Raw genomic sequence first — 26,284 nt, forward strand, 5'->3', positions numbered from 1 at the left:
ACCCGCCCCCGCCGCCACGCCATCCGAAACTCCCTATAATCGAACGATCGTTCAGTTCACCGACAACGTACCCATCATTCGAGGAGACTTCATGCCCGGCGCCAAACATATTCCAGCCGCATTGCAGAACCTGGCTCTGCCTGTCATCGCATCGCCGATGTTCATCGTCAGTTACCCGGAGCTGGTGCTGGCACAGTGCAAGGCCGGTATCGTCGGTTCGTTTCCGGCGCTCAATGCGCGGCCGGCCGAGTTGCTGGGCGAGTGGCTGACGCAGATCGAGGAAGAACTGGACGCATTCAAGGCGGCCAATCCTGGCAAGCCGGTGGGGCCGGTGGCGGTGAACCAGATCGTGCATGCATCGAACGCGCGGCTGGAGCAGGATGTGCGGCTGTGCGTGGAGCACAAGGTGCCGGTTTTCATCACGTCGCTGCGTGCGCCGGTAAAGGAAATGATCGACGCGGTACACAGCTATGGCGGCATCGTGCTGCATGACGTGATCAGCATCCGCCATGCCGAGAAGGCCATCGAAGCTGGCGTGGATGGGCTGATCCTGGTGGCAGCGGGTGCCGGGGGTCACGCGGGTACGCTGTCGCCGTTTGCGCTGGTGGGCGAAGTGCGCAAGATCTTCGACGGCCCCATCGCGCTGTCGGGTTCCATCGCTACCGGTGACGCCGTGCTGGCCGCGCAGGCCATGGGCGCCGATTTCGCCTACGTGGGCACGCGTTTTATCGCCTCGCAGGAAGGCCATGCGAGTGCCGAGTACAAGCAGTCGATCATCGGCTCCGCCGCCTCGGACATCGTCTACACGAACCTGTTCACGGGCGTGCATGGCAACTACATCCGCGAGAGCATCCTGAATTCCGGCCTCGATCCAGAAAACCTGCCCGTCGCCGACAAGACCAAGATGGATTTTTCGAGCGGTGCGTCGAAGGCCAAGGCTTGGAAAGACATCTGGGGCGCCGGCCAGGGCGTGGGCCAGATCAGCGATATCCCCACCGCTGGCGAGATCGTGGCGCGCATGAAGGCCGAGTACGATGCGGCACGTGCCCGGCTGGGGCTGGTAGCATAAGGGCGTTTCGCGCCCTGCGCCCCTCGCCATCCAACGTTGCCTTCCACCGACCCAGACCAACCGATCGGCCCCGCCGACCTGCCCGGTACGCTTTCGCACCGGGAGCGCGTGATTCGCGCGTTCTGGGTCACGCTCGGCGTCATCAGCCTTGTGCTCGGCTTCATCGGCATCTTCCTGCCCTTGCTGCCGACCACGCCTTTCGTGCTGCTGGCCGCCGCGTGCTTTGCGCGCGGTTCCGAGAAATTCCACAACTGGCTGATCACGCACGAACGGTTCGGGCCGCTCGTGCGCGACTGGCAGGCCCATCGCAGCATTCCGCTGCGCGCCAAGTGCCTGGCACTCTCGATGATGTGGCTGTCGATGGGCACCACGGCGTATCTGCTGCGCGCACGGCCCGTGTCATCGCTCACGCTGCTGGCGATCGGCGCTGCGGTCTCGATCTGGATGATCCGCCTGCCCACACGGCCACGCGGCGGGTATCCGCAACCGGATGTCCCCGCCAGCGTTGGCGATCAGTCCTCTCAGTCGTAGCGGCGCGCATCCTCGATCGTCTTGCCGTCCTGCGGCAGCGATCCCTCCGCAACAAAATTCACCTCGCCGCGTAGCCGCAAGACGTCGCGTATCGATTCCGCCACGGCCCGTGCGAGGGCTTCGTCGTGACGCGTGGCATCGCAATGCAGTGTCATCGTGTCCGCGCCGACCGTCCCCGTGACGACGAGTCGTGCAGCGCGAATCTCGGGATGGCGCCGCACGACGTCTGCGACCTGACCCGGATGCACGAACATGCCCTTGACCTTGGTGGTCTGGTCGGCGCGGCCCAGCCATCCCTTGAGGCGGATATTGGTACGGCCACACGGACTCGCTTGCGCCCACGAATCGGCGACGATGGCGGAGAGATCGCCCGTGCCAAAGCGAATCAGCGGATAGTCGCCGTTGCCGAGCACCGTCACCACCACCTCGCCCACCTCGCCCTCCGGCATCGGCTGCGTGCCGCCCGGCTCGACGATCTCGACGAGCACGCCTTCATCGACTACCCAGCCATCGCCGCCTTCGGTTTCGTACGCGATCAGGCCCACGTCCGCCGTGCCGTACATCTGCCGCGCCGTGACGCCGTGATCGCGCAACCATGCACGCAAGGTCGGCGGACAGGCTTCGCCCGATACCAGCGCCTTGGAAAGGCTCGCGCACGGTTGCCCCAGTTCCTCGCCGCGTTCGATCAGCAGCTTCAGGAACGATGGCGTGCCCGCATAAGCCGAGGGTTGCAGACTTGCGAGCGCCTGCACCTGCGACTCGGTCTGGCCCACGCCTGCCGGGAACACACAGCAACCCAGCCGATGCGCACCCGATTCCATCATCATGCCGGCGGGCGTGAAGTGATACGAGAACGTGTTGTAGACGAGTTCGCCCGCGCGGAATCCTGCTGCGAACATCGCGCGCGCGGTGCGCCACCAGTCGGCGGAGAAACCATCGGGCTCGTGGATCGGCCCCGGCGACTGGAACACATGCTTCAACGCGCCGATTGGCGTGGCATTGAGTCCGCCCAGCGGCGGCGCGCCACGTTGCCGCGCAGTCAGTTCGGATTTGCGCGTGACCGGCAGACTGGCGAGCGCGGCGCGTGTGCTGATCTCGCGCGCATCGATATCGCAGAGGATCTCGGCAAAGTACGGCGCGTGCGATTGTGCATGCGCCACCTGTCGCGACACCGCCGCGAGCAGCGATGCCTCGCGCTCCGCAGGCGCACGCGTTTCCAGCGAATCGAAATAGTCACCCATGATGGCAGCCATCCCTGGCGAAATTGGATGTGGAGCGGTAAGCGGTATCAGGCCAGCCAGCGCTTGCGCCGGCGGTAGCTCTTGACGTCGCGGAACGATTTGCGCGCGCTGCCTTCGGCATCGTTGGCAGCCACGCCGAGATAGAACTCCTTGACATCCTCGTTGGTGCGCAGCGATTCGGCATCGCCATCCATCACCACGCGGCCGTTCTCAAGGATGTAGCCGTAGTCCGCATGGCGCAGCGCCACCATCGTGTTCTGTTCGGCCAGCAGGAAGCTGACGCCTTCGCGCGTGTTCAGGTCGCGCACGATCTCGAAGATCTCCTCGACGATCTGCGGCGCCAGGCCCATCGACGGCTCATCGAGCAGGATCATCGACGGCTTGGCCATCATCGCGCGGCCAATCGCACACATCTGCTGTTCGCCACCCGAGGTGTAGCCCGCCTGCGATTTACGCCGGGTCTTCAGGCGCGGAAAGTAGCCGTAGATCCTCTCCAGCTCGTCGCGCGTCTCGCCGCGCGAGAGACCCCGCGTGTAGGCACCCGTCAGCAGGTTTTCCTCGATGCTGAGGTGCGCGAAGCAGTGGCGCCCTTCCATCACCTGGATCACGCCACGCTTGACGAGGTCATTCGGCGTGAGCTGGTCCACGCGCTGGCCCTTGTACTCGATCGATCCCTTGGTGACGTCGCCGCGCTCCGCATGCAGCAGGTTCGAGATCGCCTTGAGCGTGGTGGTCTTGCCCGCGCCGTTGGCACCCAGCAGCGCGACAATGCGTCCCTCGGGCACATCGAGCGACACACCCTTGAGCACCAGGATCACGTGATCGTAGATGACTTCGATGTTGTTGACGGAGAGGAGGGTCATTTTCCTTGTCCCGATGCGTGTGTTTGCTCCCCTCTCCCGCAAGGCGGGAGAGGGGCGGGGGAGAGGGCGGGCGGTGCAATCACAGACAGTTCGCAATTTGAACCGCTGGCCCTCTCCCCTAACCCCTCTCCCGCGTGCGGGAGAGGGGAACTGACTTACGACTTCACACAAGCCGGCGTGATCCCCTTCTCCTTCGCGTACTGCGCGGCGTTGGCCTTGAACAGCGGGTGGATCAGGCTCTTGTTGCCTTCGATCCAGTCGGAGACCACCACCCACTTCGCACCGTCCCACTGCTGGATCTTCACCTTGCCCGATCCCTCGTGGTTGTCGCAACTCGTCTTGATCTCGGGCAGCAGGCCCGTGGCGCCCAGTTGTTGCAGACGTGCATTCGTGACGTTCAGGTTCTCGAACGCCCAGCGCATCTGGTCGCCAGTCATGACCTTGCCCTTGCCAAATTTCTCCTGCGCCACGCGTACGGCTTCCACGGTGACCACGGCAGCAGACACGCCACGGTTGTAGAGGATCGAGCCCACCTTGTTCTTGTCCTGCATGTTGCCCTTGCCGGCGCCATACACGACCTTCTCGATATCGCCGATCAGCGGCACGTTCTTGCCTGCCACGTTCCACGTCGCGCTCATATAGCCCTTGGCGGCATCACCCGCCGGCACGGTGTCTTCCTCCGAGCCAGCCCACCACGAGCCAATCATCTTGTCGCGCGGATAACCCACCTTCTGCGCGGCCTTCAGCGCGGTCTGGTTCATCACACCCCAGCCCCAGAACACCACGTAGTCCGGATTCTCCTGACGGATCTTCAACCACTGCGCGCCCTGCTCGTTGCCGGGGTGCGCCACCGGAATCTCGACGAGGTTGAACTTGTTCAGGCGGGCTTCGGCCTGCATTGCGACAATCGGTTCCTTGCCATATGCCGAGTCGTGATACAGGTAGACGATCTTCTTGCCGGCCAGCGACCCGCCGCTCTTCGACGCCAGGAACTTGACGATGGCCGATGCCTGCATCTGGTACGTGGTGACGAGCGGGAATGCATACGGGAAGACCGAGCCATCCACGGCGTCGGTGCGGCCGTAGCCCATCATCACCAGCGGCACCTTGTCAGCGGCGGTCTTGTCGACCAGTGCGTACGAGATGCCCGTGGACATCGTGTGATACGCCGTGCCCTTGCTCGTGGCGTTCTTGGCCTTGAGCCGCTCGTAGCACTCCACGCCCTTGGCGTTGTTGTACTCGGTCTCGCACTCTTCCCAAGACAGCTTCACGCCATTCACCCCGTTGTCCTTGAGGTTGACGTAGTTCAGGTAGTCCACAAAGCCGCCGTAGAACGATTGCCCGTTGGCACCATACGGCCCGACGCGATAGCTAGGCAGCGCCACGAACTGATCGTTGGCGTGCGCAAGTGCCGGCAGCGAAGGCGCCAGCAGGGCAGCCGCGACGCTGACCACCAGGGCGGCGCGCTGCACGTTTTGAAATACGGTCATGACAGTCTCCTTCACCTCGGTCGGGTGTAGTTATCGGTACGACGGTTATGGGCTAGTGCGGGAACGGCCAGAGTCTGAGTTTCTCCTTCGCGATCTGCCACAAACGCGCCAGCCCATGCGGCTCCACGATCAGGAAGAAGATGATCAACCCACCGAACACCATGAGCTGGATATGCGACACCGTGGCATTCGTGAACGGCAGGTGCAGCAGCGCCGCCAGCCCGGGGAGCGTGTTGTCGAGAAAGATCGGCAGCAGCAGGATGAACGCAGCACCCAGGAACGAGCCAAGAATGCTGCCCACGCCGCCGATGATGATCATGAACAGGATGCGGAACGACAGGTCCAGCGAGAAGCCATCCGGCTCCACCGATCCGAGATAGCAGAACGCATAGAGCGCACCGGCCACGCCGCAATAGAACGAGCTGACCGCGAACGCCAGCAGCTTGGTGCGCATCAGCGGAATGCCGATGACTTCCGCCGCCACATCCATATCGCGCACGGCCATCCATGCACGGCCCGTTGCCGAGCGCACGAGGTTCTTCGCCAGCAGCGCGAGCACCGTCACCAGCGCGAGCACGAACAGGTACTTCTTCACCGGCGTATCGATCTGCATGCCGAACAGGTCCAGCCGCTGCGCCGTGATCACGCCCGACGAACTGTTGTTCGAGAACCAGGGAAACTTGGTCAGCGCCCACACCACGAAGAACTGTGCGGCCAGCGTGGCCACGGCGAGATAGAAACCTTTGATCCGCAGCGACGGTAGCCCGAAGGCCACACCCACCAAAGCTGCAGAGAGTCCTGCGAGGATGAACGTCAGCAGCACCGGAATGCCTTCGATGCGTAGCTGAAAGTTATAGGCCGCGTACGCACCCACAGCCATGAACGCCGCAGTGCCGAGCGAGAGTTGCCCGGCGTAGCCGGTCAGGATGTTGAGTCCCAGCGCTGCCAGCGAAAAGATCAGGAATGGAATCAGGATGGCACTGAGCCAGTATTCGGTGCCGACGAACGGGATGACGACAAACGCCACCACCATCAGCAATCCGAAGATGATGCGATCCTGCCGGATCGGGAAGATCTGGCTATCGGCAACGTAGCTCGTCTTGAACTGGCCGGACTCGCGATAGAGCATGATGGGCCTCCGTCAGACGCGATCGATATGCTTCTCCCCGAAAAGCCCCTCGGGCCTGACGAGCAGAAACAGCAACGCAAACACATAAGGGAACCATCCCTCGATCCCACCGAAGTTCCCGCCGAACATCGACTGGAACACGGGCGGAATGTAGATCTCGGCCAGCTTCTCCGACGCGCCGATGATCAGGCCGCCCACGATGGCGCCGGGCACCGACGTGAAGCCACCGAGGATCAGCACCGGCAACGCCTTCAACGCGGTCAGCGTCAGCGCAAACTGCACGCCGTTGCGCGAGCCCCAGAGCATGCCCGCCACCAAAGCGACAAAGCCGGCCACGCCCCACACAATCGCCCAGATGTTCTGCAGCGGAATGCCCAGCGACAGCGCGGCCTGGTGATCGTCGGCCACGGCGCGCAGCGCGCGGCCCACCTTGGTGTACTGGAAGAACAGTGCGAGCCCGGCCACCAGCACAGCGGCAATCCCCGCAGCGGCCAGATCGAACTTGGACAGCACGATGTTGAAGTTCGTCAGGATCGATTCGATGGGTTCGTCGACGATGCCGAGCTGGATCGGCCGCACTTCGTTGCCGAACAGCAGCGGTCCCAATCCTTCGAGAAAGAACGACAACCCGATGGTCGCCATGAACAGCGTGATCGGTGGTTGATTGACCAGCTTGCGCAGCACGAAGCGTTCGGTGGTCATGCCCACGATGATCATGACCACGAACGCGCCAATCACCGCCGCCCACATCGGCATGCCCTTGTCCATGAGGCCCACCACGGCCAGTGCGGCGAAGTACACCATCGCGCCCTGCGCGAAGTTGAACACGCCGGACGCCTTGTAGATCAGCACGAAGCCCAGCGCCACGAGCGAGTACATCAGCCCGGAGAGCAGCCCGCCAATCAGGATTTCGAAGAAGAACGTCATCGTCAGTTCCTGCGTGTTAGCGTCGCGCTCAGTGCGACGTGCCGAGGTAGGCGCGGATCACGTCGGGATTCGACTTGACCTCTTCCGGCGTGCCATCGCCGATCTTCTTGCCGTAGTCGAGCACGACCACGCGATCGGAGATATCCATGACCACGCCCATGTCGTGTTCGATCAGCACGATGGTGGTGCCGAACTGCTGGTTCACGTCGAGGATGAAGCGGCACATGTCCTGCTTCTCTTCCACGTTCATGCCGGCCATCGGCTCGTCCAGGAGCAGCATCGACGGCTCGGCCGCCAGCGCGCGCGCCAGTTCCACGCGCTTCTGCAAGCCGTACGGCAGACGTCCCACCGGTGTCTTGCGGATCGCCTGGATTTCGAGAAAGTCGATTACCTCTTCAACCTTGCGGCGATGCTGCATTTCCTCTGCGCGCGCCGGTCCCCACCACAGCGCATGCGCGAACACGCCCGTGCGGAACTGCGTGTTGCGGCCCGTCATGATGTTGTCGAGCACGGTCATGCCCTTGAACAGCGCGATGTTCTGGAACGTGCGCGCAATGCCTTGCCGCGCCGCCGCCGTGGGATGCATCTGCCGCCGCTCCTGCCCGCGAAACACGATGCGGCCTTGTTGCGGGTGATACACGCCGTTGATCACGTTCAGCATCGAACTCTTGCCCGCACCGTTCGGCCCGATGATGGCGCGGATCTCGTGCTCGCAGACATCGAACGAGATATCGGTCAGCGCCTTCACACCGCCAAACGACAGCGAGATGTTCTGCAGATCGAGGATCACGTCGCCACGTGTATGCGTACGCGCGGTGCCTTCGGGACCATGCGAGTCGCCGGTGCGCGGCGCGTCGTGTGCAGCAGCGCCACTCTCGGGATGCGTGGGATGAGCCAGTGCGCCGGGCGCCACCATCGTTCCCGTGGCATCCACGCGCGCCATGCCACCCTGCCACGCTGTAGGGGTTGCGGTCATGCTTTGCCTCCGTCCATCACGCCGCACGCGCGCCGCCGGCTGGCGGGAAACGCTTGGCATCCATCAGCTTCAGCGTGGCCGACACACTGCCTTCGCGGCCATCCTCGAACTTCACGCGCGTATCGATAAACTGCTCGGCGCGTCCGGCGAACAGCGCATCCACCAGCACGCCGTATTTCTCCGCGATAAAGCCGCGTCGCACCTTGCGCGTCCGCGTCAGTTCGTCGTCATCGGGGTCCAGTTCCTTGTGCAGGATCAGGAAGCGCGCCACCTGCGAACCCGCCAGCATCGCATCGTTCGCTAGGTCGGCATTCACCTGCTCCACGCACTCGGCGATCATCGCAATCACGTCGGGCTGACTGGCCAGATCGACATAGCCGGCATAGGCCAGGTGCCGGCGCTCGGCCCAGTTGCCCACTGCATCGAAATCGATATTGATGAACGCGCACACACGATCGCGATCCGTACCGAAGGCCACGGCCTCCTTGATGTACGGAAAGAACTTGAGCTTGTTCTCGATGTACTTGGGCGCGAACATCGAGCCATCGGCCAGCTTGCCCACATCCTTGGCGCGATCGATGATTTTCAGGTGCCCATCGGCATCGATCACGCCAGCGTCGCCAGTCATGAAATAGCCGTCGTCGTTGATGGCCTCGCGCGTGGCGTCGTCGCGCTTGTAGTAGGACTTGAGCAGGCCCACGCCACGCACCAGCACCTCGCCGTTATCGGCAATGCGGATCTCCATGCCCGGCGCGGCCGGACCTACGGAATCGAACTTCACATTGCCATCGGGCTGTAAGCACACATACGCGCAGGTCTCGGTCTGGCCGTAGAACTGCTTGAGGTTGATGCCGATGGAGCGATAGAAGCGGAACAGGTCAGGGCCAATCGCCTCGCCTGCCGTGTAGCCCACGCGGATGCGGCTCATGCCGAGCACGTTGCGCAGCGGGCCATAGACAAGCACTTCGCCCATCGCATAACGCAACCGATCCATCATCGGCACGGGGCGTTTGTCGAGGATGTCCGCGCCGCAGCGACGCGCCACGTTCATCGCCCAGCCGAACAGGCGGCGCTTGATCCATCCCGCGTCTTCCATGCGGATCATCACTTGCGTGAGCAACCCTTCATAGATGCGCGGCGGGGCGAAGTAATAGGTCGGGCCGATCTCGCGCAGATCGGTCATCACGGTCTCGCGCGATTCAGGACAGTTGACCGTGAAACCGGCCACCATCGCCTGCGCATACGAGAACAGGTTGTCGCCCACCCACGCCATCGGCAGATAGGACAGCACATCGTCATTCGGACCGAGTCCATCGAACTGGCAGCCGTTGCGCGCCGCGCCGATCAGGCCCGCATGCGAGTGGCACACGCCCTTGGGCTTGCCCGTGGTGCCTGATGTATAGAGGATGATCGCGGTGTCATCGGGCGCGCCCTGCGCAATCTCTGCATCGTAGAAGCCGGGGTTCGCCTGATCGTACTCGCGGCCAATCTCCTGCACGCGTTCGTACGAAAGCAGCGACGGATGATCGTAGTCGCGCAGCCCGCGCGGATCTTCGTAGATCACGTAGCGCACCGCGCGGCCGTGCTGCGCCAGTTGCGGTTCCACTTCGAGCAGCTTGTCCACCTGCTCCTGATCCTCGACGATGGCGAATTCGATTTCGGCGTCTTCGAGCACGTACACCATTTCGTTGGCGATGGCGTCCTGGTAGAGCGGCACGGGCACGCCGCCTAGCGCCTGTGCGGCAGTCATCGACCAATACAGGCGCGGACGGTTGTCACCCACCACGGCCAGGTTCATGCCACGCCGAAAGCCGAGCGCGGCCAGCCCGCACGCCAGCGCACGCACTTCACGCGCAGCCTGCGACCAGCTGTATGTCTGCCAGATGCCGAGATCCTTCTCACGATGGGCCGGATGGTCGGGCCGCTGCGAGGCATGCGCCTGCAGCCATCGCGGGAAGGTCGTTGCCGACGATTCCTGCATCGCTGTCTCCTCTCCCCTGCGAATGGCGTAGGTGCCATGCCGGGTATCAAGCCGCCTGACCGGTCGCTATACTGGGCGTTTTGCGTCGTTGCCGCACCGCCTGCTGCGTGTCTCGCCTGCCTGGTCGGGTGAGGATCTGGTGGCAGGGCCGGTTCCGTGTGATCGTAAGATAGCCGATGCCATCTGACCGGGTTGTCGCGCCGGCGACAATTCCGGGTTAATCCCTACGGGAGCCCGATGCCTGCCGCTTCAAGCCACGACTTCATCGACCGCTGCGCCTGGGCGGTCGACCTCAGCCCCGAGCAACGCGAGCGTGTCAAACGCGTGACTACGGTGCGCGAGTACGCACAAGGCGACTACGTCTGTCACAAGGGTGAAATGGCCGAGCACTGGCTCGGCGTGGTCGAAGGCATCGTCAAGATCACCACGGTGTCCCCCTCGGGCAAGTCGGTCACCTTCACGGGCGTCCCCACCGGCGGCTGGTTTGGGGAAGGCGCCGTCCTGAAATCCGAAATCCGCAAATACGACGTGATGGCCTTGCGCCGCTCACGCATCGCCTTTGTGCCGCGCGACACTTTTCAGTGGTTGCTGGATACCAGCCTGCCCTTCACGCGCTTCCTGCTGATGCAGTTCAACGAGCGGCTCGGACAATTCATCGCGGCCGTGGAATACGAACGCCTGCTTGATATCGATTCGCGCGTGGCACGCGCGGTGTCATCGCTGTTCAACGAACACCTGTATCCGAGCCTGGGCAATACGATCGAGATTTCGCAGGAAGAGATTGGACTGCTCGCGGGGATTTCGCGGCAACGCGCGAATCAGGCACTGAAGGTGCTGGAGCAGCAGGGGCTGGTGCGGGTGGACTACGGGGTGATCGTGGTGCTGGATCTGGAGGGGTTGCGGCAGTATGGGGAGTGATTATTTTCCCCTGCTGGTTTCCGGTCCTTAGCTCCCCTCTCCCGCCTTGCGGGAGAGGGGTTGGGGGAGAGGGCTAGAGGCTCTGCTTGCCGACTTGTCGCAATTTGAACTGCTGGCCCTCTCCCCCGCCCCTCTCCCGCTCGCGGGAGAGGGGAGAAAACCGAGTGGGATAGTCAGGTCTTACTTGCTATAAACGTACACCCCCCGCCCAGTCTTCCTACCCAAATACCCAGCCGCCACCATCTCGCGCATCAACATCGCCGGACGATACTTCGGATCGGCAAACTCGGTGTAGAGCACCTCCATCACCGCCAGCATCGTATCCAGACCAATCATGTCGGCAAGCGCCAGCGGACCGATCGGATGGTTGCAGCCGAGCTTCATGCCTTCGTCGATTTCCTCGGGCGATGCCAGGCCTTCACCCAGCACGCAGAACGCCTCGTTGATCATCGGGCAGAGGATGCGGTTGACCACGAAGCCAGGGCTGTTCTTCACCGTGATCGGGTACTTGCCGAGTTGCTTCGACAGGGCTTCCACGTCGGCGTGCGCGGCGTCGCTGGTTTGCAGGCCGCGGATCAGTTCCACCAGCGCCATCATCGGCACCGGGTTGAAGAAGTGCATGCCGATGAAACGATCCGCGCGTTGCGTCACCGCAGCGAGCTTCGTGATCGAGATCGACGAGGTGTTCGACGCGATGATTACGTCCGGGCCCACGATGCTGTCGATCTGCTTGAGGATCTTGACCTTGAGATCGTAGTTCTCGGTAGCGGCCTCGATCACGATATCGGCGCGCTTCAGATCTTCATACGCCGTGCTGCCCTGGATGCGCGACAGCGCCGCAGCCTTGTCGGCCTCGGTGGCCTTTTCCTTCTTGATCAAACGATCCAGGCTGCCCGCCACGGTCGCGATGCCCTTCTGCACCGCTGCGTCGCTGATATCCACCATCACCACGTCGAGGCCGGACACCGCGCATGCCTGCGCAATACCGTTGCCCATCGTGCCCGCCCCTACGATACCCACTGTCCTGATTGCCATGTCTCGCTTCCTTTGTTTGTCAGATATCAATCGATTCCATTCGATGCCGATTCAGGCGCCCTGCTTCGCCAGCGTGGCCGCCACGCGTTCGGCATGCGCCTTGAGCACTTCCATCTTCTGCTGGTCGCGCGCGTGACCGCGCAGCGACTGGTCCGCGTAGCGCGGCACGATGTGGAAATGCACATGCGGCACGGTCTGCCCTGCAGCCGCGCCGTTGAACTGGCTGATCACCACGCCATCGGGCGCAAACGTTTCGCGCACCGCGCGGGCCACGATCTGCGTGGCGCGGATGGCGGCCGCTGCACCGGCTTCGGACAAACCGAAGATGTCCACCGCCGGCTCCTTCGGCACCACCAGCGTGTGGCCGTCGGATTGCGGCATGATGTCCATGAACGCGATGGTATCGGCGTCCTCATAGACCTTGAAGCAGGGAAGTTCGCCGCGCAGGATGCGGGCAAAGATGTTGTTGCTGTCGTACTCGGCTTGCATGGTGATTGTCTAATGGATGCACGCTTGCGGAAACGCTGAGTGTATCCCCAGCGCCCCGCCGCGTGAACCACCTGCACAGCCTTCCGATGCTCTGGCAAGCCTACATATTGCGTCGATACTGACCGCCAACCTCGAACAGCGCATGCGTGATCTGCCCCAGCGAGCACACGCGCACAGCGTCCATCAGCACGGCGAATACATTGCCGTTGTCGATCACCGTCTGGCGCAGGCGGTCGAGCATCGCCGATGCATCTGCCGAATGGCCGCCCTGAAATTCCGCCAGGCGGGTCAACTGACTCTGTTTCTCTTCATCGCTTGATCGCGCAAGCTCCAGCGTCTGCGGCGTGGGATCTCCATTCGGATTGCGGAACGTGTTCACGCCGATGATCGGCAGCGTACCGTCGTGCTTGAGTTGCTCGTAGTACAGCGATTCCTCCTGGATCTTGCCGCGCTGGTAGCCCGTCTCCATCGCCCCGAGCACGCCGCCGCGTTCGGCGATACGTTCGAACTCCTGCAGCACGGCTTCTTCCACCAAGTCCGTCAATTCCTCGATCAGGAAGCTGCCCTGGTTCGGGTTCTCGCACTTGGCCACGCCCCATTCACGATTGATGATCAACTGGATGGCCAGCGCGCGGCGCACGGACTCCGCCGTGGGCGTGGTGATGGCCTCGTCATACGCATTGGTGTGCAGCGAGTTGCAGTTGTCGTAGATCGCGATCAGCGCCTGCAGCGTGGTGCGGATATCGTTGAAGTCGATCTCCTGCGCGTGCAGCGAACGGCCCGATGTCTGGATGTGGTACTTGAGCTTCTGGCTACGCTCGTTGGCACCGTACTTGTCGCGCATCGTCACGGCCCAGATGCGGCGTGCCACGCGGCCCAGCACGCTGTACTCGGGGTCCATGCCGTTCGAGAAGAAGAACGACAGGTTCGGCGCGAAGTCATCGATATGCATGCCGCGCGCGAGGTAGGCCTCCACATACGTGAAGCCATTCGCCAGCGTGAATGCGAGTTGCGATACCGGGTTCGCACCGGCCTCGGCGATGTGATATCCCGAGATCGACACCGAGTAGAAATTGCGCACCTGATGGTGGACAAAGTACTCCTGGATATCGCCCATCACCTTCAGCGAAAACTCCGTCGAGAAGATGCAGGTGTTCTGGCCCTGATCTTCCTTGAGGATGTCCGCCTGCACCGTACCGCGCACGTTTTGCAGCACCCACGCGCGAATTTTCGCTTCCTCGTCGGCAGTGGGCTCGCGCTTGTTATCGGCGCGGAACTTGTCGAGTTGCTGATCGATGGCAGTGTTCATGAACATCGCGAGGATCGTCGGCGCGGGGCCGTTGATCGTCATCGATACCGACGTGCTGGGGCTCGTCAGGTCGAAGCCGTCATAGAGCACCTTCATGTCGTCGAGCGTGGCAATCGACACGCCCGAATTGCCCACCTTGCCGTAGATGTCCGGGCGCTCGTGCGGGTCTTCGCCGTAGAGCGTGACCGAATCGAATGCGGTGGAGAGCCGCTTGGCGTCCATGCCTTCCGATACGAGCTTGAAGCGGCGATTGGTGCGGAACGCATCGCCCTCGCCCGCGAACATGCGCGTGGGGTCTTCGCCCTCGCGCTTGAATGCGAACACGCCAGCGGTGTACGGGAAACTGCCGGGCACGTTCTCGCGCATCAGCCACTTCAGCACTTCACCATCGTCCTCGAAGCGCGGCAGCACCACCTTGCGGATCTTCGTTCCAGAGAGCGTCGTGGTGATCAAACCCGTGCGGATTTCCTTGTCGCGGATTTTGACCACGTACTCGTCGCCGCTGTACGCATCCTGCATCTGCGGCCACATCGCCAGCAGCTTGCGCTCTACGGCACCGAGCGCGGCATCGCGTTCCGTGGCGAGCGATTCGAGCGCCTGACCATCGGCATCATTGTTCGACGCCTTGAGCATGCTGTGCGCCGCACGCAGTTGCTGACGTTCGCGCGCCGTACGGCTCTGGGCCGCCACGCGACGATGATAGCCACGCACGGTATCGGCCAGCTCGGCCAGATAGCGGCCACGCGCGGGCGGCACGATCACGTTCTGGCCGGTGGAGATGCGGCCCGGCAACTTCGGCAACACGCCAGTCTTGAAAACGAGCCCGCGCGCGGCCAGTGCCTCGGCCAGTCCCTGATAGAGCATGGTCACGCCATCATCGTTGAAGCGCGATGCCTGCGTGCCGTAGACCGGCATGTCCTCGGCCTTGCTATGCCATTGCTCGCGATTGCGCAGCACCTGCTTGGCCACGTCGCGCCATGCATCTTGTGCGCCCTTGCGATCGAACTTGTTGATGGCGACGAAATCGGCGAAGTCGAGCATGTCGATCTTCTCCAGCTGGCTCGCCGCGCCAAACTCCGGCGTCATCACGTACAGCGACAGGTCCACGTGCGGCACGATGGCGGCATCGCCCTGCCCGATGCCCGACGTTTCCACGATCACCAGATCGAACGATGCGGCCTTGCATGCGGCGATCACATCAGGCAATGCCTGCGAGATTTCAGAACCCGCCTCGCGCGTGGCGAGCGAGCGCATGAAGATCTGCGAATGGTTGATCGCGTTCATGCGGATGCGATCGCCGAGCAGCGCGCCACCCGACTTGCGGCGCGACGGATCGATGGAGATCACGGCAATCGACAACGCATCCTGCTGATCGAGCCGGAAGCGACGGATCAGTTCATCGGTCAGCGACGATTTGCCGGCGCCACCCGTGCCCGTGATACCGAGCACCGGCGTGGTGGCGGTCTTGGCGCGGTCGTGCAGTGCACTTACCAGCGCCGGCGCAGCCTGTCCGTTCTCCAGCGCGGTAATCAGTTGTGCGAGTGCGCGACGATCACCTGCGGCCACGGCATCGAGCGTGGACGGCGCGTAACGCGTGAGGTCGATATCGCAACGCTGCACCATATCGGCAATCATGCCCATCAGGCCCATCCGCTGGCCGTCCTCGGGGCTGTAGATGCGCGCCACGCCGTACGCCTGCAACTCGCGGATTTCTTCGGGCACGATCACGCCGCCGCCGCCGCCGAACACCTGGATGTGCTCGCCGCCGTGCTCGCGCAGCAGATCGATCATGTACTTGAAGTATTCGACGTGGCCGCCCTGGTAGCTGGAGATGGCAATCCCCTGCACGTCTTCCTGCAGCGCGGCAGTCACCACCTCATGCACAGACCGGTTGTGGCCCAGGTGAATCACCTCGCAGCCATGGGACTGGAGGATGCGCCGCATGATGTTGATCGACGCATCGTGGCCGTCGAACAGCGACGCGGCGGTGACAAAACGCACCTTGTTGGCCGGGCCGCTGCCTGCGGTCGCCTTGGAATGGGCGGCCGCTGTCCTGCTCACATCGGAAAGATCAGTCATTGTCTCCACCGCTCGTTATGTGGCTGGCTGCCCGCTTGCGGCTGACGTGTGCGTAGCACGACACGTCTGCGGTTCTGACGACCGCACTCACTGGGGCCGGACGATTATATGACGTTTACGTTAACGTAAGTCGAGGGGCGCGGGTAAGCACCGATCGATGCTACGGATGACGTCAAACGCTTCCACATCATCGTGGCACGGCGACGGGATTCAGGAAAGACCGACGAGAAACGAGGAGGAAAGGAGAAGGGCCCGGAGACCGCGCCCGCGCCGCGGGAGGTCGGCGAAGGTGATGCGTGCGGCTCCGGATCCCAGGAGAACGGTAGAAGTAGAAGCGTTTCAGGCGCTGGCTTGCGGGCAATCGCCAAACGCATCGGTCTTGCGCGCGTTCCAGCGGCGCGCCAGTTGGCGAGCAATGAACACGGCGCGGCGCATCGACCATGGCGCCGGCACTTCGGTCAGCAGGAATCGCGCGACATCGGTTTCCGCGGACAGCCACACACGGTCACCTTCGGTCAGCGCGCGGGTATCGCCCGGCTTCAGCCAGATATCGGCCAGTTGACCTTCCACGGTCAGCCAGAGTCGACCTTCGAGCGCGGTCACGCTTTGGCCGTGGCGGGCGCGCCAGCTCACTGGCTGGCCGGGATCGTCGAGTTCGAATGTCCTGAGTTCACGCATGGGCGTCTCCTTAAGGTGCCCGGCGCTGCGTGGCCTGTCATGGAAAGCCGAGGGGGCGCTGCGCCATGGCTGTATTTATCCACGGCGCGCACTACAATCCCATGCACAGTTCCGAACAGTTTTCGAAGTACTGTTCAGTAGTTTTTACTGACAGTTGCTCGCCAGTGCCCCCTGCCCCCGCTCCAATGAAGCTCATTCTCGACCCCTCCACCGGCGTGCCGCTCACCGAGCAGATCGTGCTCGGCGTGAAGTCGTGGATCTCGTCCCGCGAAGCCACGCCGGGCGCGCGCCTGCCTTCGATTCGCGCACTGGCTGCCGAACACGGCATCAGCCGCTTTCCCGTGATCGAAGCCTATGACCGTCTGGTCTCGCAAGGCTTGGTCGATTCGCGCCAGGGGTCGGGCTTCTATGTGGCCGAGAGCGCGCTGGCCGGTCGCAGCGGACGCGGCTGGTCGGACCCGAGCCTCGCCGAAGATCTGTCGCTGCACATCATCGACCAGTTCCACCATCCCAGCGGCACGCTGAAACTCGCGGGCGGCTTCGTGCCCGAGGAATGGCGCGATGTGGAAGGACTGACGCAGGCCATCCGCCATATCACGCGCCACGACATCGACAGCGTGATCCACTACGCCACGCCGCTCGGCCATCCGGAACTACGCAAGCACGTGCTGACGCGCGTGCGTCAGGTGGGTGTGCAGGCCGATCTGTCGCAGGTGCTGATCACCTCGGGTGCGAGCCAGGCACTCGACCTGATCGTGCGCCATCTGCTGAAGCCGGGCGATACGGTCTTCGTCGAAGATCCCGGTTACTACAACCTGTTCGGCCTGCTGCGCATGCATGGCGTGCAACTCGTTGGTGTGCCGCACACGCCGAACGGTCCCGACCCGGAAGCGTGCGAGCGCCTGCTGCGCGAGCACAAGCCCAAGCTGTTCTTCACCAACAGCATCCTGCAGAATCCCACGGGCTCCACACTCGCGCCGCCCGTCGCGTTCCGCCTGCTCGAACTCGCGCGCAAGCACAACTTCCGATTCGTGGAAGACGATATCTTCTCGGACTTCCAGCTCAACTTCACGGATCGCCTGGCCACGCTCGACCAGCTCGAACACGTGATCTACATCGGCGGATTCTCGAAGACGGTGTCTGCCGCGCTGCGCGTGGGTTATGTCGTGGCCGACAAGACGCTGATCAAGGACCTGATCGATGTGAAGGTGCTGACGAGCGTGGCGGGATCGCACTTTGCGGAAGCGGTGACCGCGACGATGCTGGAGCGCGGCGCCTATCGCAAATATGTGGAACGGTTGCGCGTGCGCACGCGCGAGGTGACGGCCGATGCGGTGAAGATTCTCGACCAGTACAACTGGGAAGTGTTCTGCGAGCCGGCCGGTGGCAACTTCCTGTGGGCACGGCCACGCGGCATCGAGGACTCGCGCGAGATCGTGACGATGGCCGAACGCTATGGCATCTCGCTGGCGCCGGGACATTTCTTCCGCCCCGGTGGCGAGACTTCGGCCTGGGTGCGCATCAACTCGGCCTATGCCGGCGATGCCCGCTCGCGCGCGTTCTTCGACGAAGCGGGCAACCGGTAACCTGACGTCCCTCCCTCTTCATGGAAGGAGGGACTGTGCCCTTATGTCGGACGCTTGCACTCCAGGACCGTCATGCCGTGCTGCACGCCAGCCGCTGCGTTCAGGCGCCATGGCATCACGACGATATGGCCATCGCCCACACCGTCGCCGATGCTCAACGTGTATTCGATCGGCCTGGTGGGCGTGCTGGTCATCATGCCCACGAAGGTTGTGCCCCCGATCATCGTGAATGTGTGGTTGAACGTGACCGGCGTCGCATTGCCGTCTACCTGCGTCAGGACCAGGTTGGCGCTCACGGAAATCACGCCATCGGCGATGGTCATCGTCGACGTGCCTGCCATCGTCTCGCCCTTGCCCCTTGCAGTTCGCGGCGAGGTGATGTGCGGCGTGCACGTCAGCGTGCCATCGGCCTTGGCCTGCGCCGGGCGGTTGAACACGGCGTAGGACACGCCATTCGGCGTCGAGACTTCCCTGTTCCCATCGCTATCCTGGACCTTGCCGACCCAGTTGCCCATCGCAAAGGACGCGTTGCCCGCAATGCCACCGACGCCACCGCTGCTCGTGCTGTACGTGCTCAGCGCGGGGAATGTGCCATTCGCGGCCTGCTTCGCGCCACCCAGCGCGCCAACCCGCGTATCGAGTCCGACCGCCGCGAAGCGGGCATCGCTGCCTTCCACGAACGATGCTTCCACCGCGCCCACCACCACGCTCGACGCTGGCTGCGTACCACCCGATGTACCGCTCGATGTACCGCTCGATGTACCGCCCGACGGGCCACTGGTAATCGTCGTTCCCGGACCGTCGTCGCCACCACCGCAAGCCACCAGCGCCATTGCGCACAGCGCCACCGCGCCCAGGCGCATTACCTTTGCTTCAAGCTTCACGTTGCATTCCCAATAATTTCCCTCGCACGCAGGGCGCGGAACATCGTGGCCGGGGGAGTTACGGCAGATCCGGCGCCGTACGATGGGAAAGGATTCCCCTTGCCGCCAGGGTCGATCAGTGATCGCCATGGACGGGCCGCGCAAGCGTAGCGATGGAGCAACCGCAGGAGCTTGAGGCGCGTCAAACGCAACGCCGGGGATTGCAATCTGAGGCAATTGGCAACGACGGCAACAAAAAAAGCGCTCCATCAAGGAGCGCCTTTTCAGCGAGAGGGGGAAGGATTACTTCGCCACCGGCATCGTAAATTCGGCACCCTTCGCGATGCTGTCCGGCCAGCGTTGCATCACGCTCTTGTAGCGTGTGTAGAAGCGCACGCCTTCTTCGCCGTACGCGTGGTGATCGCCGAACAGCGAGCGCTTCCAGCCGCCGAACGAGTGCCACGCCATCGGCACCGGAATCGGTACGTTGATGCCGACCATGCCGACCTGGATCTGGCGCGCGAAGGCGCGGGCGATGCCGCCGTCGCTGGTGTAGCAAGACACGCCGTTGCCGAACTCGTGCGCGTTGATCAGCGATACGGCTTCGGCAAAGTCATGCACGCGCACCACCGACAGCACCGGACCGAAGATCTCTTCCTTGTAGATCGTCATGTCCGGCTTCACGTTGTCGAACAGCGTGCCGCCGACAAAGAAGCCGTTGTCGTGGCCGTCCACCTTGTGGCCGCGACCATCGGTCACCAGCTTGGCGCCCTCGGCCACGCCGCGGGCGATGTAGCCCTCGACCTTGGCCTTGTGCGCGGCCGTCACCAGCGGGCCCATCTCGGCATCGTCTTCCATGCCGTTGCGGATCTTCAGCGCGGCAGCGCGCTCGGCCAGTCGCGGCACGAGCTTGTCGGCCACATCGCCAACCGCCACGGCCACCGAGATCGCCATGCAGCGCTCACCTGCGGAGCCGTACGCAGCACCGATCAGTGCATCCACCGCCTGATCGAGATCCGCATCCGGCATGACCACGAGGTGGTTCTTCGCACCGCCCAGTGCCTGCACGCGCTTGCCGTGCTTTGTGCCTTCCGTGTAGATGTACTCGGCGATCGGCGTGGAGCCGACGAACGACAGCGCCTGCACATCGGGATGCGCTAGCAGCGCATCGACAGCGGTCTTGTCGCCCTGCACGACGTTGAACACGCCATCAGGCAGACCTGCCTGCTTGAGAAGATCGGCGATCAGCAGGCTTGGCGACGGGTCACGCTCAGACGGCTTCAGCACGAACGTGTTGCCGCAGGCCAGCGCCACCGGGAACATCCACATCGGCACCATCACCGGGAAGTTGAACGGCGTGATGCCGGCCACCACGCCCAGCGGCTGGCGCAGATTCCAGTTGTCGATGCCACCGCCAATGTTGTCGGTGAAGTCGGTCTTGAGCAGGTTGGGAATGCCGCAGGCAAACTCCACCACTTCGATGCCGCGCGTGACTTCGCCCTTGGCATCCGAGAACACCTTGCCGTGCTCGCGCGTGATCAGCGCGGCCAGATCGTCGTGATGGCGGTCCAGCAGTTCCTTGAACTTGAAGAGGATGCGCGCGCGGCGCAGCGGCGGCATTTCTGCCCAGGCAGGCCAGGCGGCCTTGGCTGCGGCCACGGCTGCCGCCACATCGTCGGCGGTGCCCATGGCCACGCGTGCGGCCACGTCGCCGGTGGCCGGGTTGAACACATCGGCAAAGCGATCGGTGGCGGCGCGCTGCACGGTGCCGCCGATGTAGTGGTGGATTTCGGCGATCTGCCGGTTTTCTGCGATGTTCACTGCGGTCTTCCTCTCGGTGTCTCGGGGTGTGCCGTTCTTGCGGGCAGGTCTTACTGGATGCTCTGCAGCGCCTGCTTCACGGTGTCGAACAACTTGTCGATCTCGGCCTCGGAAATGATCAGCGGCGGCGAGAACGCCAGGATGTCGCCGGTGTAGCGTACCAGCACGCCCAGTTCGAAGCACTTCAGGAACGCCTCGTAGGCGCGCGCACCCGGTGCGCCGGGACGCGATTCCAGTTCCACGCCCGCCACCATGCCGAGGTTGCGAATGTCCTTCACGTGCGGCGCATCGCGCAGGCCATGCACGGCAGCCTCGAACTTCGGTGCCATCTCCGCAGCGCGTTCGAACAGCTTGTCGCGCTTGTAGAGGTCGAGCGTGGCGATACACGCGGCCATGGCCAGCGGATGGCCCGAGTACGTGTAGCCGTGCGGCAGTTCGATGCCACCCTGCGGCGCGGCATTGACCACGGCGTCGTGCACCTCGCGGCGCACGGCCACGGCACCCATCGGCACGGCGGCATTGTTGATGGCCTTGGCCATCGTGATCAGGTCCGGCGTGACCTTCAGGCGCTCGGCAGCGGTGGCCGCGCCAAGACGGCCGAATGCCGTGATGACCTCGTCGAAGATCAGCAGGATGCCGTGCTTGCTCGTGATCTCGCGCAGCTTTTCCAGATAGCCCACGGGCGGGATCAGCACGCCAGCGGAACCTGCCATCGGTTCGACGATCACGGCGGCAATGTTCGATGCATCGTGCAGCGCCACCAGACGCTCCAGTTCATCGGCGAGATGCGCGCCCCATTGCGGCTGGCCCTTCGAGAACGCCGCCTCGGCGATGTTCAGCGTGGCCGGCAGGTGATCGGTGCCGGGCATCACGTTGGCCGACCACATCTTGCGGTTCGGGCCGATGCCGCCCACGCCCAGGCCGCCAAAGCCCACGCCGTGATAGCCGCGCTCGCGGCCGATGATGCGCGTGCGCGTGCCTTCGCCGCGAGCGCGGTGATAGGCCAGCGCGATCTTCAGCGCCGTATCGACCGATTCCGAACCCGAGTTCGTGAAGAAGATGCGATCCAGCCCCTTCGGCATCAGCGCCGCCACCTTGGTCGCTGCTTCGAATTCAAGCGGATGCCCCATCTGGAACGGCGGCGCGTAGTCCAGCGTGGCCGCCTGCTGCGCGATGGCTTCCACGATCTCCTTGCGTGCATGACCAGCCGCCACGCACCACAGACCGGCGCAGCCATCGAGGATCTCGCGGCCATCGTGCGTCGTGTAGTACATGCCGTTGGCCGACGCCAGCAGGCGCGGCGCGCTCTTGTACTGGCGATTGGCCGTAAAGGGCATCCACAAGGCTTCGAGATCGGGAATCACGGTCTTGGCGGCGTCCATACTTTCTCCTGTTCGCAATGCGCGGGGCGTGGCGGCATGCCACGGATTGGGCAACTCTACCGGCGGGGTCCGAACTCAAGAATATACGGTCTCCACGGCTCCGCCTGACCGTACAGGTCAAGATGCCCAGACCGTACAGATGCAACGCATGGCGAATCCGGCTCCGCAGTTGCACGACACCCGCTGTTACATCGATGAAACAGCCGATTCACGCTGCGGCGCGTCAAATTTCCCCCATCGCCACCCGGCCTGCCACAAGCCATTACACTGTACAGGTTTCGATTTTCCCGAGCGCCGCATGCTCAACCTGAATCTTGTCCGCAGCCGCCGTGGCGGTGAAACCCTGACCGAGCAGATCGTGGCAGCCATCGCCGCCATGGTCGATCAGCGCGCGCTGCGTGCTGGCACCGCGCTGCCTTCGGTGCGGCGTCTGGCGCAGCAGCACAACGTCAGCACCTTCACGGTGGCCGAAGCCTATGGCCGGCTGACGGCATTGGGCTATCTGGCGGCGCGCCCCGGCTCGGGCTACACGGTGGCCCATCGCCACACGCCTTCGGGTCATGCACGCGCGCCGCACTGGGAGGTGCCCGGACTTAACGCAGCGTGGCTGCTCTCCGATGTATTCGCCGATCACTCCGTGCCGATCAAGGCGGGCGCGGGCTGGCTGCCGGGTGACTGGCTCAACGAGGAAGGCTTGCACCAGGCCATGCGCAGTGCATCGCGCGTGCCGGCCGCGCAGGTGTCCGGCTATGGCCACCCCTACGGATTCGGCGCGTTGCGCGAGCACATCGCCACGCATCTGAGCCAGTACGGCATGCCCGTGCAGTCGCAGCAGGTAGTGCTGACGCAGGGCGCAACGCAGGCACTGGACCTCGTGGTCCGCACATTATTGCGACCGGGCGATACCGTGCTCGTGGAAGCCCCTTGCTACTGCAACCTGCTGCAGATCCTGCGGCTGGCCGGATTGCGTGCCATTGGCGTGCCGCGCACCGCGGCGGGTCTGGACACCGATGCGCTCGAAGACGCCATTCGCCATCACAGCCCCCGTGCGTTGTTCGTCAACACGGTGCTGCAGAATCCCACCGGCGCCAGCCTGACCAGCATGAACGCGTTCCGCGTGCTGCAACTGGCCGAGCAGCATCGGCTGCTTGTGGTCGAAGACGATATCTATCGCGAACTCGCCCCCGCCGGCTCACCGATGCTGGCGGCCATGGATGGCTTGTCGCAAGTGGTCTACGTGAACGGATTTTCGAAGACGATCGCGCCGTCGCTGCGCGTGGGCTATCTGGCGGCCAGCCCTGACCTTGCCAAGGCATTCGCGCGCACCAAGATGGCGGTGGGCCTGACCTCGTCGGAGGTGACCGAGCGGCTTGTGTATTCGGTACTGACGAGTGGCCACTATGGGCGGCATGTGGCGGCGCTGGCCGAACGGTTACGCGCGCAACAGGATCACGTGTCGGAAAAAATGGAAGCGCATGGGCTGGAAATCATGCTGCGGCCCGACGGCGGCATGTTCACATGGGCGCGACTGGCGCCGGGGCACGATGGCGTCGCCGTGAGCGGCAATCACCTGGCCACGCTGGCGCTGGAGCACGGAATCTGGCTGGCGCCGGGCGCGTATTTCGATCCAGCGGAAGCAGACTCGCCGTGGATCCGGTTCAACGTGGCCACCAGCGACGCCCCCGAGTTGTGGGCGTTCTTCGATGCCGTCCGCAGCGGCGGGACCGCGATGGTCCGCGCCGCCTGACGGCTGGCAGTCCTGCGCAGGCGCTCAGAAGCGGTAGCGCACGTAACCCGTATAGAAGTTGCTGCCCGGGTTGGGTTCCTTGATCCCGGCATTGGAGATGTGCTGGAAGCGGAAGCCCACTTCGGTGGCGGCGTTCTTGCCGAAGCCCACACCTACGCCGAGCATGTCCGAGAACTGGAACGCACTGCCCATCCGATGTTCATCGGACGTGCCCGCGTGGCTCAGCACGCGCAGGCCTACCGATCCCTCGACGAACGGCACGAAGTAGCCGCCGCGCTTTTCCACGCGCAGGATTGGCGAAATACCGAATTCGACCAGATTCTGCTGGTTGGTGCCGCCACGCGTATCCCAGCCAGCCAGGTTCACTTCGGCCTGCAGGCGGAACAGCCAGCCCTGCGGATTGCCATACTGAATCGGCGTGTTGAAGTTGATGCCGACTTCGTACTTGTTGACATCATGGCTCGTGTCACGGCCATAGGCCACATGCACGGCGGGGTGTTTCCAGCCCACCAGCTCCTCGGCGCTGGCCGCCGAACTGGCACCCGCCACCAATGCGGCAGCGGCCACGGTTCGGCCCAGGAGCTTCATGCGGGAACGTGGGGCAGTAGACATGTTTCGTTCTTGTTGTGCTTTCTTCATGTTGAAAGGCATCGAAGAGAGAGGGCTCGGAAAAACAACGCACTCGACACGCCCTCGCCCGTCCCTTCCATTCGGCAGCGGGGAACGCGGGTCAGGCCCAGAGCCGCTCCACCAGCCAGCCTGCGGCAACACAAAGGCCGAGCCAGACAGCGAGGCAGCTTGCAATAAATCGGTACGTCATTGTTTGTATGAACAGCAGGTGGGGATTTTTTGAACGAATTTTCGCCGCGCATTATACATGCATCCATGAATGTATGTAACGATCGCGGCACGTTTCACCGCGGCGCATTGCACATGCATCTGATTCGTCAGAAAACTCCCGCCAGCCATAATGCCAGCCCGCGCGGAATGCTGCAGACGGAAGAAACGCCTGCGTCTCTCGTGATTTCGGCGAATGGAAAAAATGTGAAAAGGCCAGCGCCTGGCGCGCTTTGGCCCGGAGCGGTGCTCCAGAGGCGAGCCGGTCCCATGCGGGACCCGCCGAAATGACTTTGGTATCAGATATTTACGATGCCGTGCCGCGCAGGAAGGGCAGCACTTCGGCAAGCAACTGCTCGGGGATTTCCTCGGCGATGTAGTGCCCGCAGGGCAGCGCATGGCCGGTCACCTGCCGCGCCACCTTGCGCCACTCTTCGAGCGGCTGGAAACACTTTCCGACCGCACCGTCGCGTCCCCACAACGCCAGCATCTCGCATTCGACACCACGGCCCGCCTCGATATCGGCGCGGTCGTGCTCCAGATCGATGCCGGCGCTGGCGCGGTAGTCTTCACAAAGCCCATGCGCCGCGCCCGGCAGACGCAGGCAACGCTCGTACTCGGCCAGCGCCTCTGCGGTGAACGGCGCCAGGCCCGCGCTGCGGCTGCCCATGGTCTGCTGCAGGTACTGGGCCGGGTCCGCCTCGATCAGAGTCTCCGGGAACGGCGCAGGACGGATCAGGAAGAACCAGTGATAGTAGGCACGCGCAAAGGCCTCGTTGGTCTGCGCATACATCGCCAGCGTGGGCGCGATATCGAGCGTGACCAACTTCTCGACGGCCTGCGGATGATCCACGGCCAGCCGATGCGCCACGCGCGCGCCGCGATCGTGCGCGAGCACGCGGAATCGCTCGAAGCCAAGCTGGCGCATCACGGCCAACTGGTCGGCCGCCATGACGCGCTTGCTGTAGTTGCTGTGGTCGGCCACGCCGGCGGGCTTGCCGCTGTCCCCGTAGCCGCGCAGGTCGGTGGCCACCACGGTGAAATGCCGCGCCAGTTCGCCCACTACCTTGTGCCAGATGACGTGAGTCTGCGGATGACCGTGCAGCAACAGCAGCGGCGGCCCTTCTCCGCCCACCACGGCGTGGATCGGCACACCGTCATGATCGATACGATGCGTGGCAAATCCTTCAAACATCGGCGTCTCCTGGAATTGTGGGGATGGCCTGTGGCCTGGGCAGCAGTCTATCCGCGAATTCCACCGCTATTGATTCGTGCGACGCAAGTCATTCGAGCCTGCGATTCATGAAAATGCCGGCACGGGCGGCGACGGGAA

General features: G+C 63.5%; 21 protein-coding genes. 5 read left to right on the forward strand and 16 right to left on the reverse strand.

Annotated elements, in window-relative coordinates; genetic code table 11:
* Positions 1–91 precede the first annotated feature (91 nt).
* Both FFS21_RS22525 and FFS21_RS22530 read left to right on the forward strand, forming a co-directional pair.
* Positions 92–1,069, forward strand: coding sequence for an NAD(P)H-dependent flavin oxidoreductase (locus FFS21_RS22525; RefSeq protein WP_137926954.1), 978 nt, complete (start codon positions 92–94; stop codon positions 1,067–1,069).
* 36 nt (positions 1,070–1,105) lie between these two features.
* Positions 1,106–1,600, forward strand: coding sequence for a YbaN family protein (locus FFS21_RS22530; RefSeq protein WP_237380011.1), 495 nt, complete (start codon positions 1,106–1,108; stop codon positions 1,598–1,600).
* Here FFS21_RS22530 and FFS21_RS22535 read toward each other — a convergent pair.
* The 7 genes from FFS21_RS22535 to FFS21_RS22565 form a co-directional block, all read right to left on the reverse strand.
* Entirely contained in the window at positions 1,591–2,841 is a 1,251-nt protein-coding gene (locus tag FFS21_RS22535) for a phenylacetate--CoA ligase family protein (RefSeq protein ID WP_171020472.1), read from the reverse strand. The two genes, FFS21_RS22530 and FFS21_RS22535, sit on opposite strands and share 10 nt — an antisense overlap.
* 47 nt (positions 2,842–2,888) lie before the next feature.
* Positions 2,889–3,704: an ABC transporter ATP-binding protein gene (locus tag FFS21_RS22540; protein ID WP_137926956.1), complete on the reverse strand. Its 816-nt coding sequence runs from the start codon at positions 3,702–3,704 to the stop codon at positions 2,889–2,891.
* 155 nt (positions 3,705–3,859) lie between these two features.
* Positions 3,860–5,194, reverse strand: a complete 1,335-nt coding sequence (locus FFS21_RS22545; RefSeq protein WP_137926957.1) for an ABC transporter substrate-binding protein — start codon at positions 5,192–5,194, stop codon at positions 3,860–3,862.
* A 52-nt stretch (positions 5,195–5,246) separates the two neighbouring features.
* A complete protein-coding gene (locus tag FFS21_RS22550) occupies positions 5,247–6,323 on the reverse strand; it encodes a branched-chain amino acid ABC transporter permease (RefSeq protein ID WP_137926958.1) in 1,077 nt (358 codons plus the stop codon).
* Positions 6,324–6,335: 12 nt separating this feature from the next.
* Positions 6,336–7,250 (reverse strand): branched-chain amino acid ABC transporter permease, encoded by a 915-nt coding sequence (locus tag FFS21_RS22555; RefSeq protein WP_137926959.1) that lies wholly within the window; start codon positions 7,248–7,250, stop codon positions 6,336–6,338.
* 28 nt (positions 7,251–7,278) lie between these two features.
* Positions 7,279–8,226, reverse strand: a complete 948-nt coding sequence (locus FFS21_RS22560) for an ABC transporter ATP-binding protein (protein WP_137926960.1) — start codon at positions 8,224–8,226, stop codon at positions 7,279–7,281.
* Positions 8,227–8,242: 16 nt separating this feature from the next.
* On the reverse strand, positions 8,243–10,207 hold the full coding sequence (locus FFS21_RS22565; protein ID WP_137926961.1) for an AMP-dependent synthetase/ligase: 1,965 nt from the start codon (positions 10,205–10,207) through the stop codon (positions 8,243–8,245).
* A gap of 237 nt (positions 10,208–10,444) precedes the next feature.
* On the opposite strand from FFS21_RS22565, the gene FFS21_RS22570 reads away from it, so the two are divergent.
* Positions 10,445–11,125 (forward strand): Crp/Fnr family transcriptional regulator, encoded by a 681-nt coding sequence (locus FFS21_RS22570; RefSeq protein WP_137926962.1) that lies wholly within the window; start codon positions 10,445–10,447, stop codon positions 11,123–11,125.
* 180 nt (positions 11,126–11,305) lie between these two features.
* Here the strand turns inward: FFS21_RS22570 and FFS21_RS22575 are convergent, their stop codons facing one another.
* The 4 genes from FFS21_RS22575 to FFS21_RS22590 all read right to left on the reverse strand — a co-directional run bounded on the left by FFS21_RS22575 (position 11,306) and on the right by FFS21_RS22590 (position 16,715).
* Entirely contained in the window at positions 11,306–12,160 is an 855-nt protein-coding gene (locus tag FFS21_RS22575) for a 3-hydroxybutyryl-CoA dehydrogenase (RefSeq protein WP_137926963.1), read from the reverse strand.
* Positions 12,161–12,211: 51 nt separating this feature from the next.
* Complete coding sequence (locus FFS21_RS22580) at positions 12,212–12,649, reverse strand: HIT family protein (RefSeq protein WP_137926964.1); 438 nt, start codon at positions 12,647–12,649, stop codon at positions 12,212–12,214.
* Positions 12,650–12,749: 100 nt separating this feature from the next.
* Positions 12,750–16,037, reverse strand: a complete 3,288-nt coding sequence (gene icmF, locus FFS21_RS22585; protein WP_137926965.1) for a fused isobutyryl-CoA mutase/GTPase IcmF — start codon at positions 16,035–16,037, stop codon at positions 12,750–12,752.
* A 339-nt stretch (positions 16,038–16,376) separates the two neighbouring features.
* On the reverse strand, positions 16,377–16,715 hold the full coding sequence (locus FFS21_RS22590) for a DUF2917 domain-containing protein (RefSeq protein WP_137926966.1): 339 nt from the start codon (positions 16,713–16,715) through the stop codon (positions 16,377–16,379).
* A gap of 185 nt (positions 16,716–16,900) precedes the next feature.
* On the opposite strand from FFS21_RS22590, the gene FFS21_RS22595 reads away from it, so the two are divergent.
* Positions 16,901–18,301 (forward strand): aminotransferase-like domain-containing protein, encoded by a 1,401-nt coding sequence (locus tag FFS21_RS22595; protein WP_137926967.1) that lies wholly within the window; start codon positions 16,901–16,903, stop codon positions 18,299–18,301.
* Between the two features lie 41 nt (positions 18,302–18,342).
* On the opposite strand, the gene FFS21_RS22600 is transcribed toward FFS21_RS22595, so the two are convergent.
* The 3 genes from FFS21_RS22600 to aptA all read right to left on the reverse strand — a co-directional run bounded on the left by FFS21_RS22600 (position 18,343) and on the right by aptA (position 22,367).
* Positions 18,343–19,185 carry a hypothetical protein gene (locus FFS21_RS22600; RefSeq protein WP_137926968.1) on the reverse strand — a complete coding sequence of 281 codons (843 nt, stop codon included), beginning with the start codon at positions 19,183–19,185 and terminating at the stop codon, positions 18,343–18,345.
* Positions 19,186–19,467: 282 nt separating this feature from the next.
* Positions 19,468–20,985, reverse strand: a complete 1,518-nt coding sequence (locus FFS21_RS22605; protein WP_137926969.1) for a CoA-acylating methylmalonate-semialdehyde dehydrogenase — start codon at positions 20,983–20,985, stop codon at positions 19,468–19,470.
* Positions 20,986–21,035: 50 nt separating this feature from the next.
* The gene (aptA, locus tag FFS21_RS22610; RefSeq protein ID WP_137926970.1) at positions 21,036–22,367 is read right to left on the reverse strand and encodes an omega-aminotransferase AptA; all 1,332 of its coding nucleotides are present in this window, start codon (positions 22,365–22,367) and stop codon (positions 21,036–21,038) included.
* A gap of 298 nt (positions 22,368–22,665) precedes the next feature.
* Here aptA and FFS21_RS22615 point away from each other — a divergent pair, with 298 nt between their 5' ends.
* Positions 22,666–24,114 (forward strand): aminotransferase-like domain-containing protein, encoded by a 1,449-nt coding sequence (locus FFS21_RS22615; RefSeq protein WP_137926971.1) that lies wholly within the window; start codon positions 22,666–22,668, stop codon positions 24,112–24,114.
* Positions 24,115–24,138: 24 nt separating this feature from the next.
* On the opposite strand, the gene FFS21_RS22620 is transcribed toward FFS21_RS22615, so the two are convergent.
* Entirely contained in the window at positions 24,139–24,726 is a 588-nt protein-coding gene (locus FFS21_RS22620; RefSeq protein WP_249359564.1) for an acyloxyacyl hydrolase, read from the reverse strand.
* Between the two features lie 532 nt (positions 24,727–25,258).
* Positions 25,259–26,146 (reverse strand): alpha/beta fold hydrolase, encoded by an 888-nt coding sequence (locus FFS21_RS22625; protein ID WP_137926973.1) that lies wholly within the window; start codon positions 26,144–26,146, stop codon positions 25,259–25,261.
* Positions 26,147–26,284: the final 138 nt, after the last annotated feature.

Source organism: Cupriavidus sp. 2SB, assembly GCF_005503625.1.
Classification (GTDB): Bacteria; Pseudomonadota; Gammaproteobacteria; order Burkholderiales; family Burkholderiaceae; genus Cupriavidus.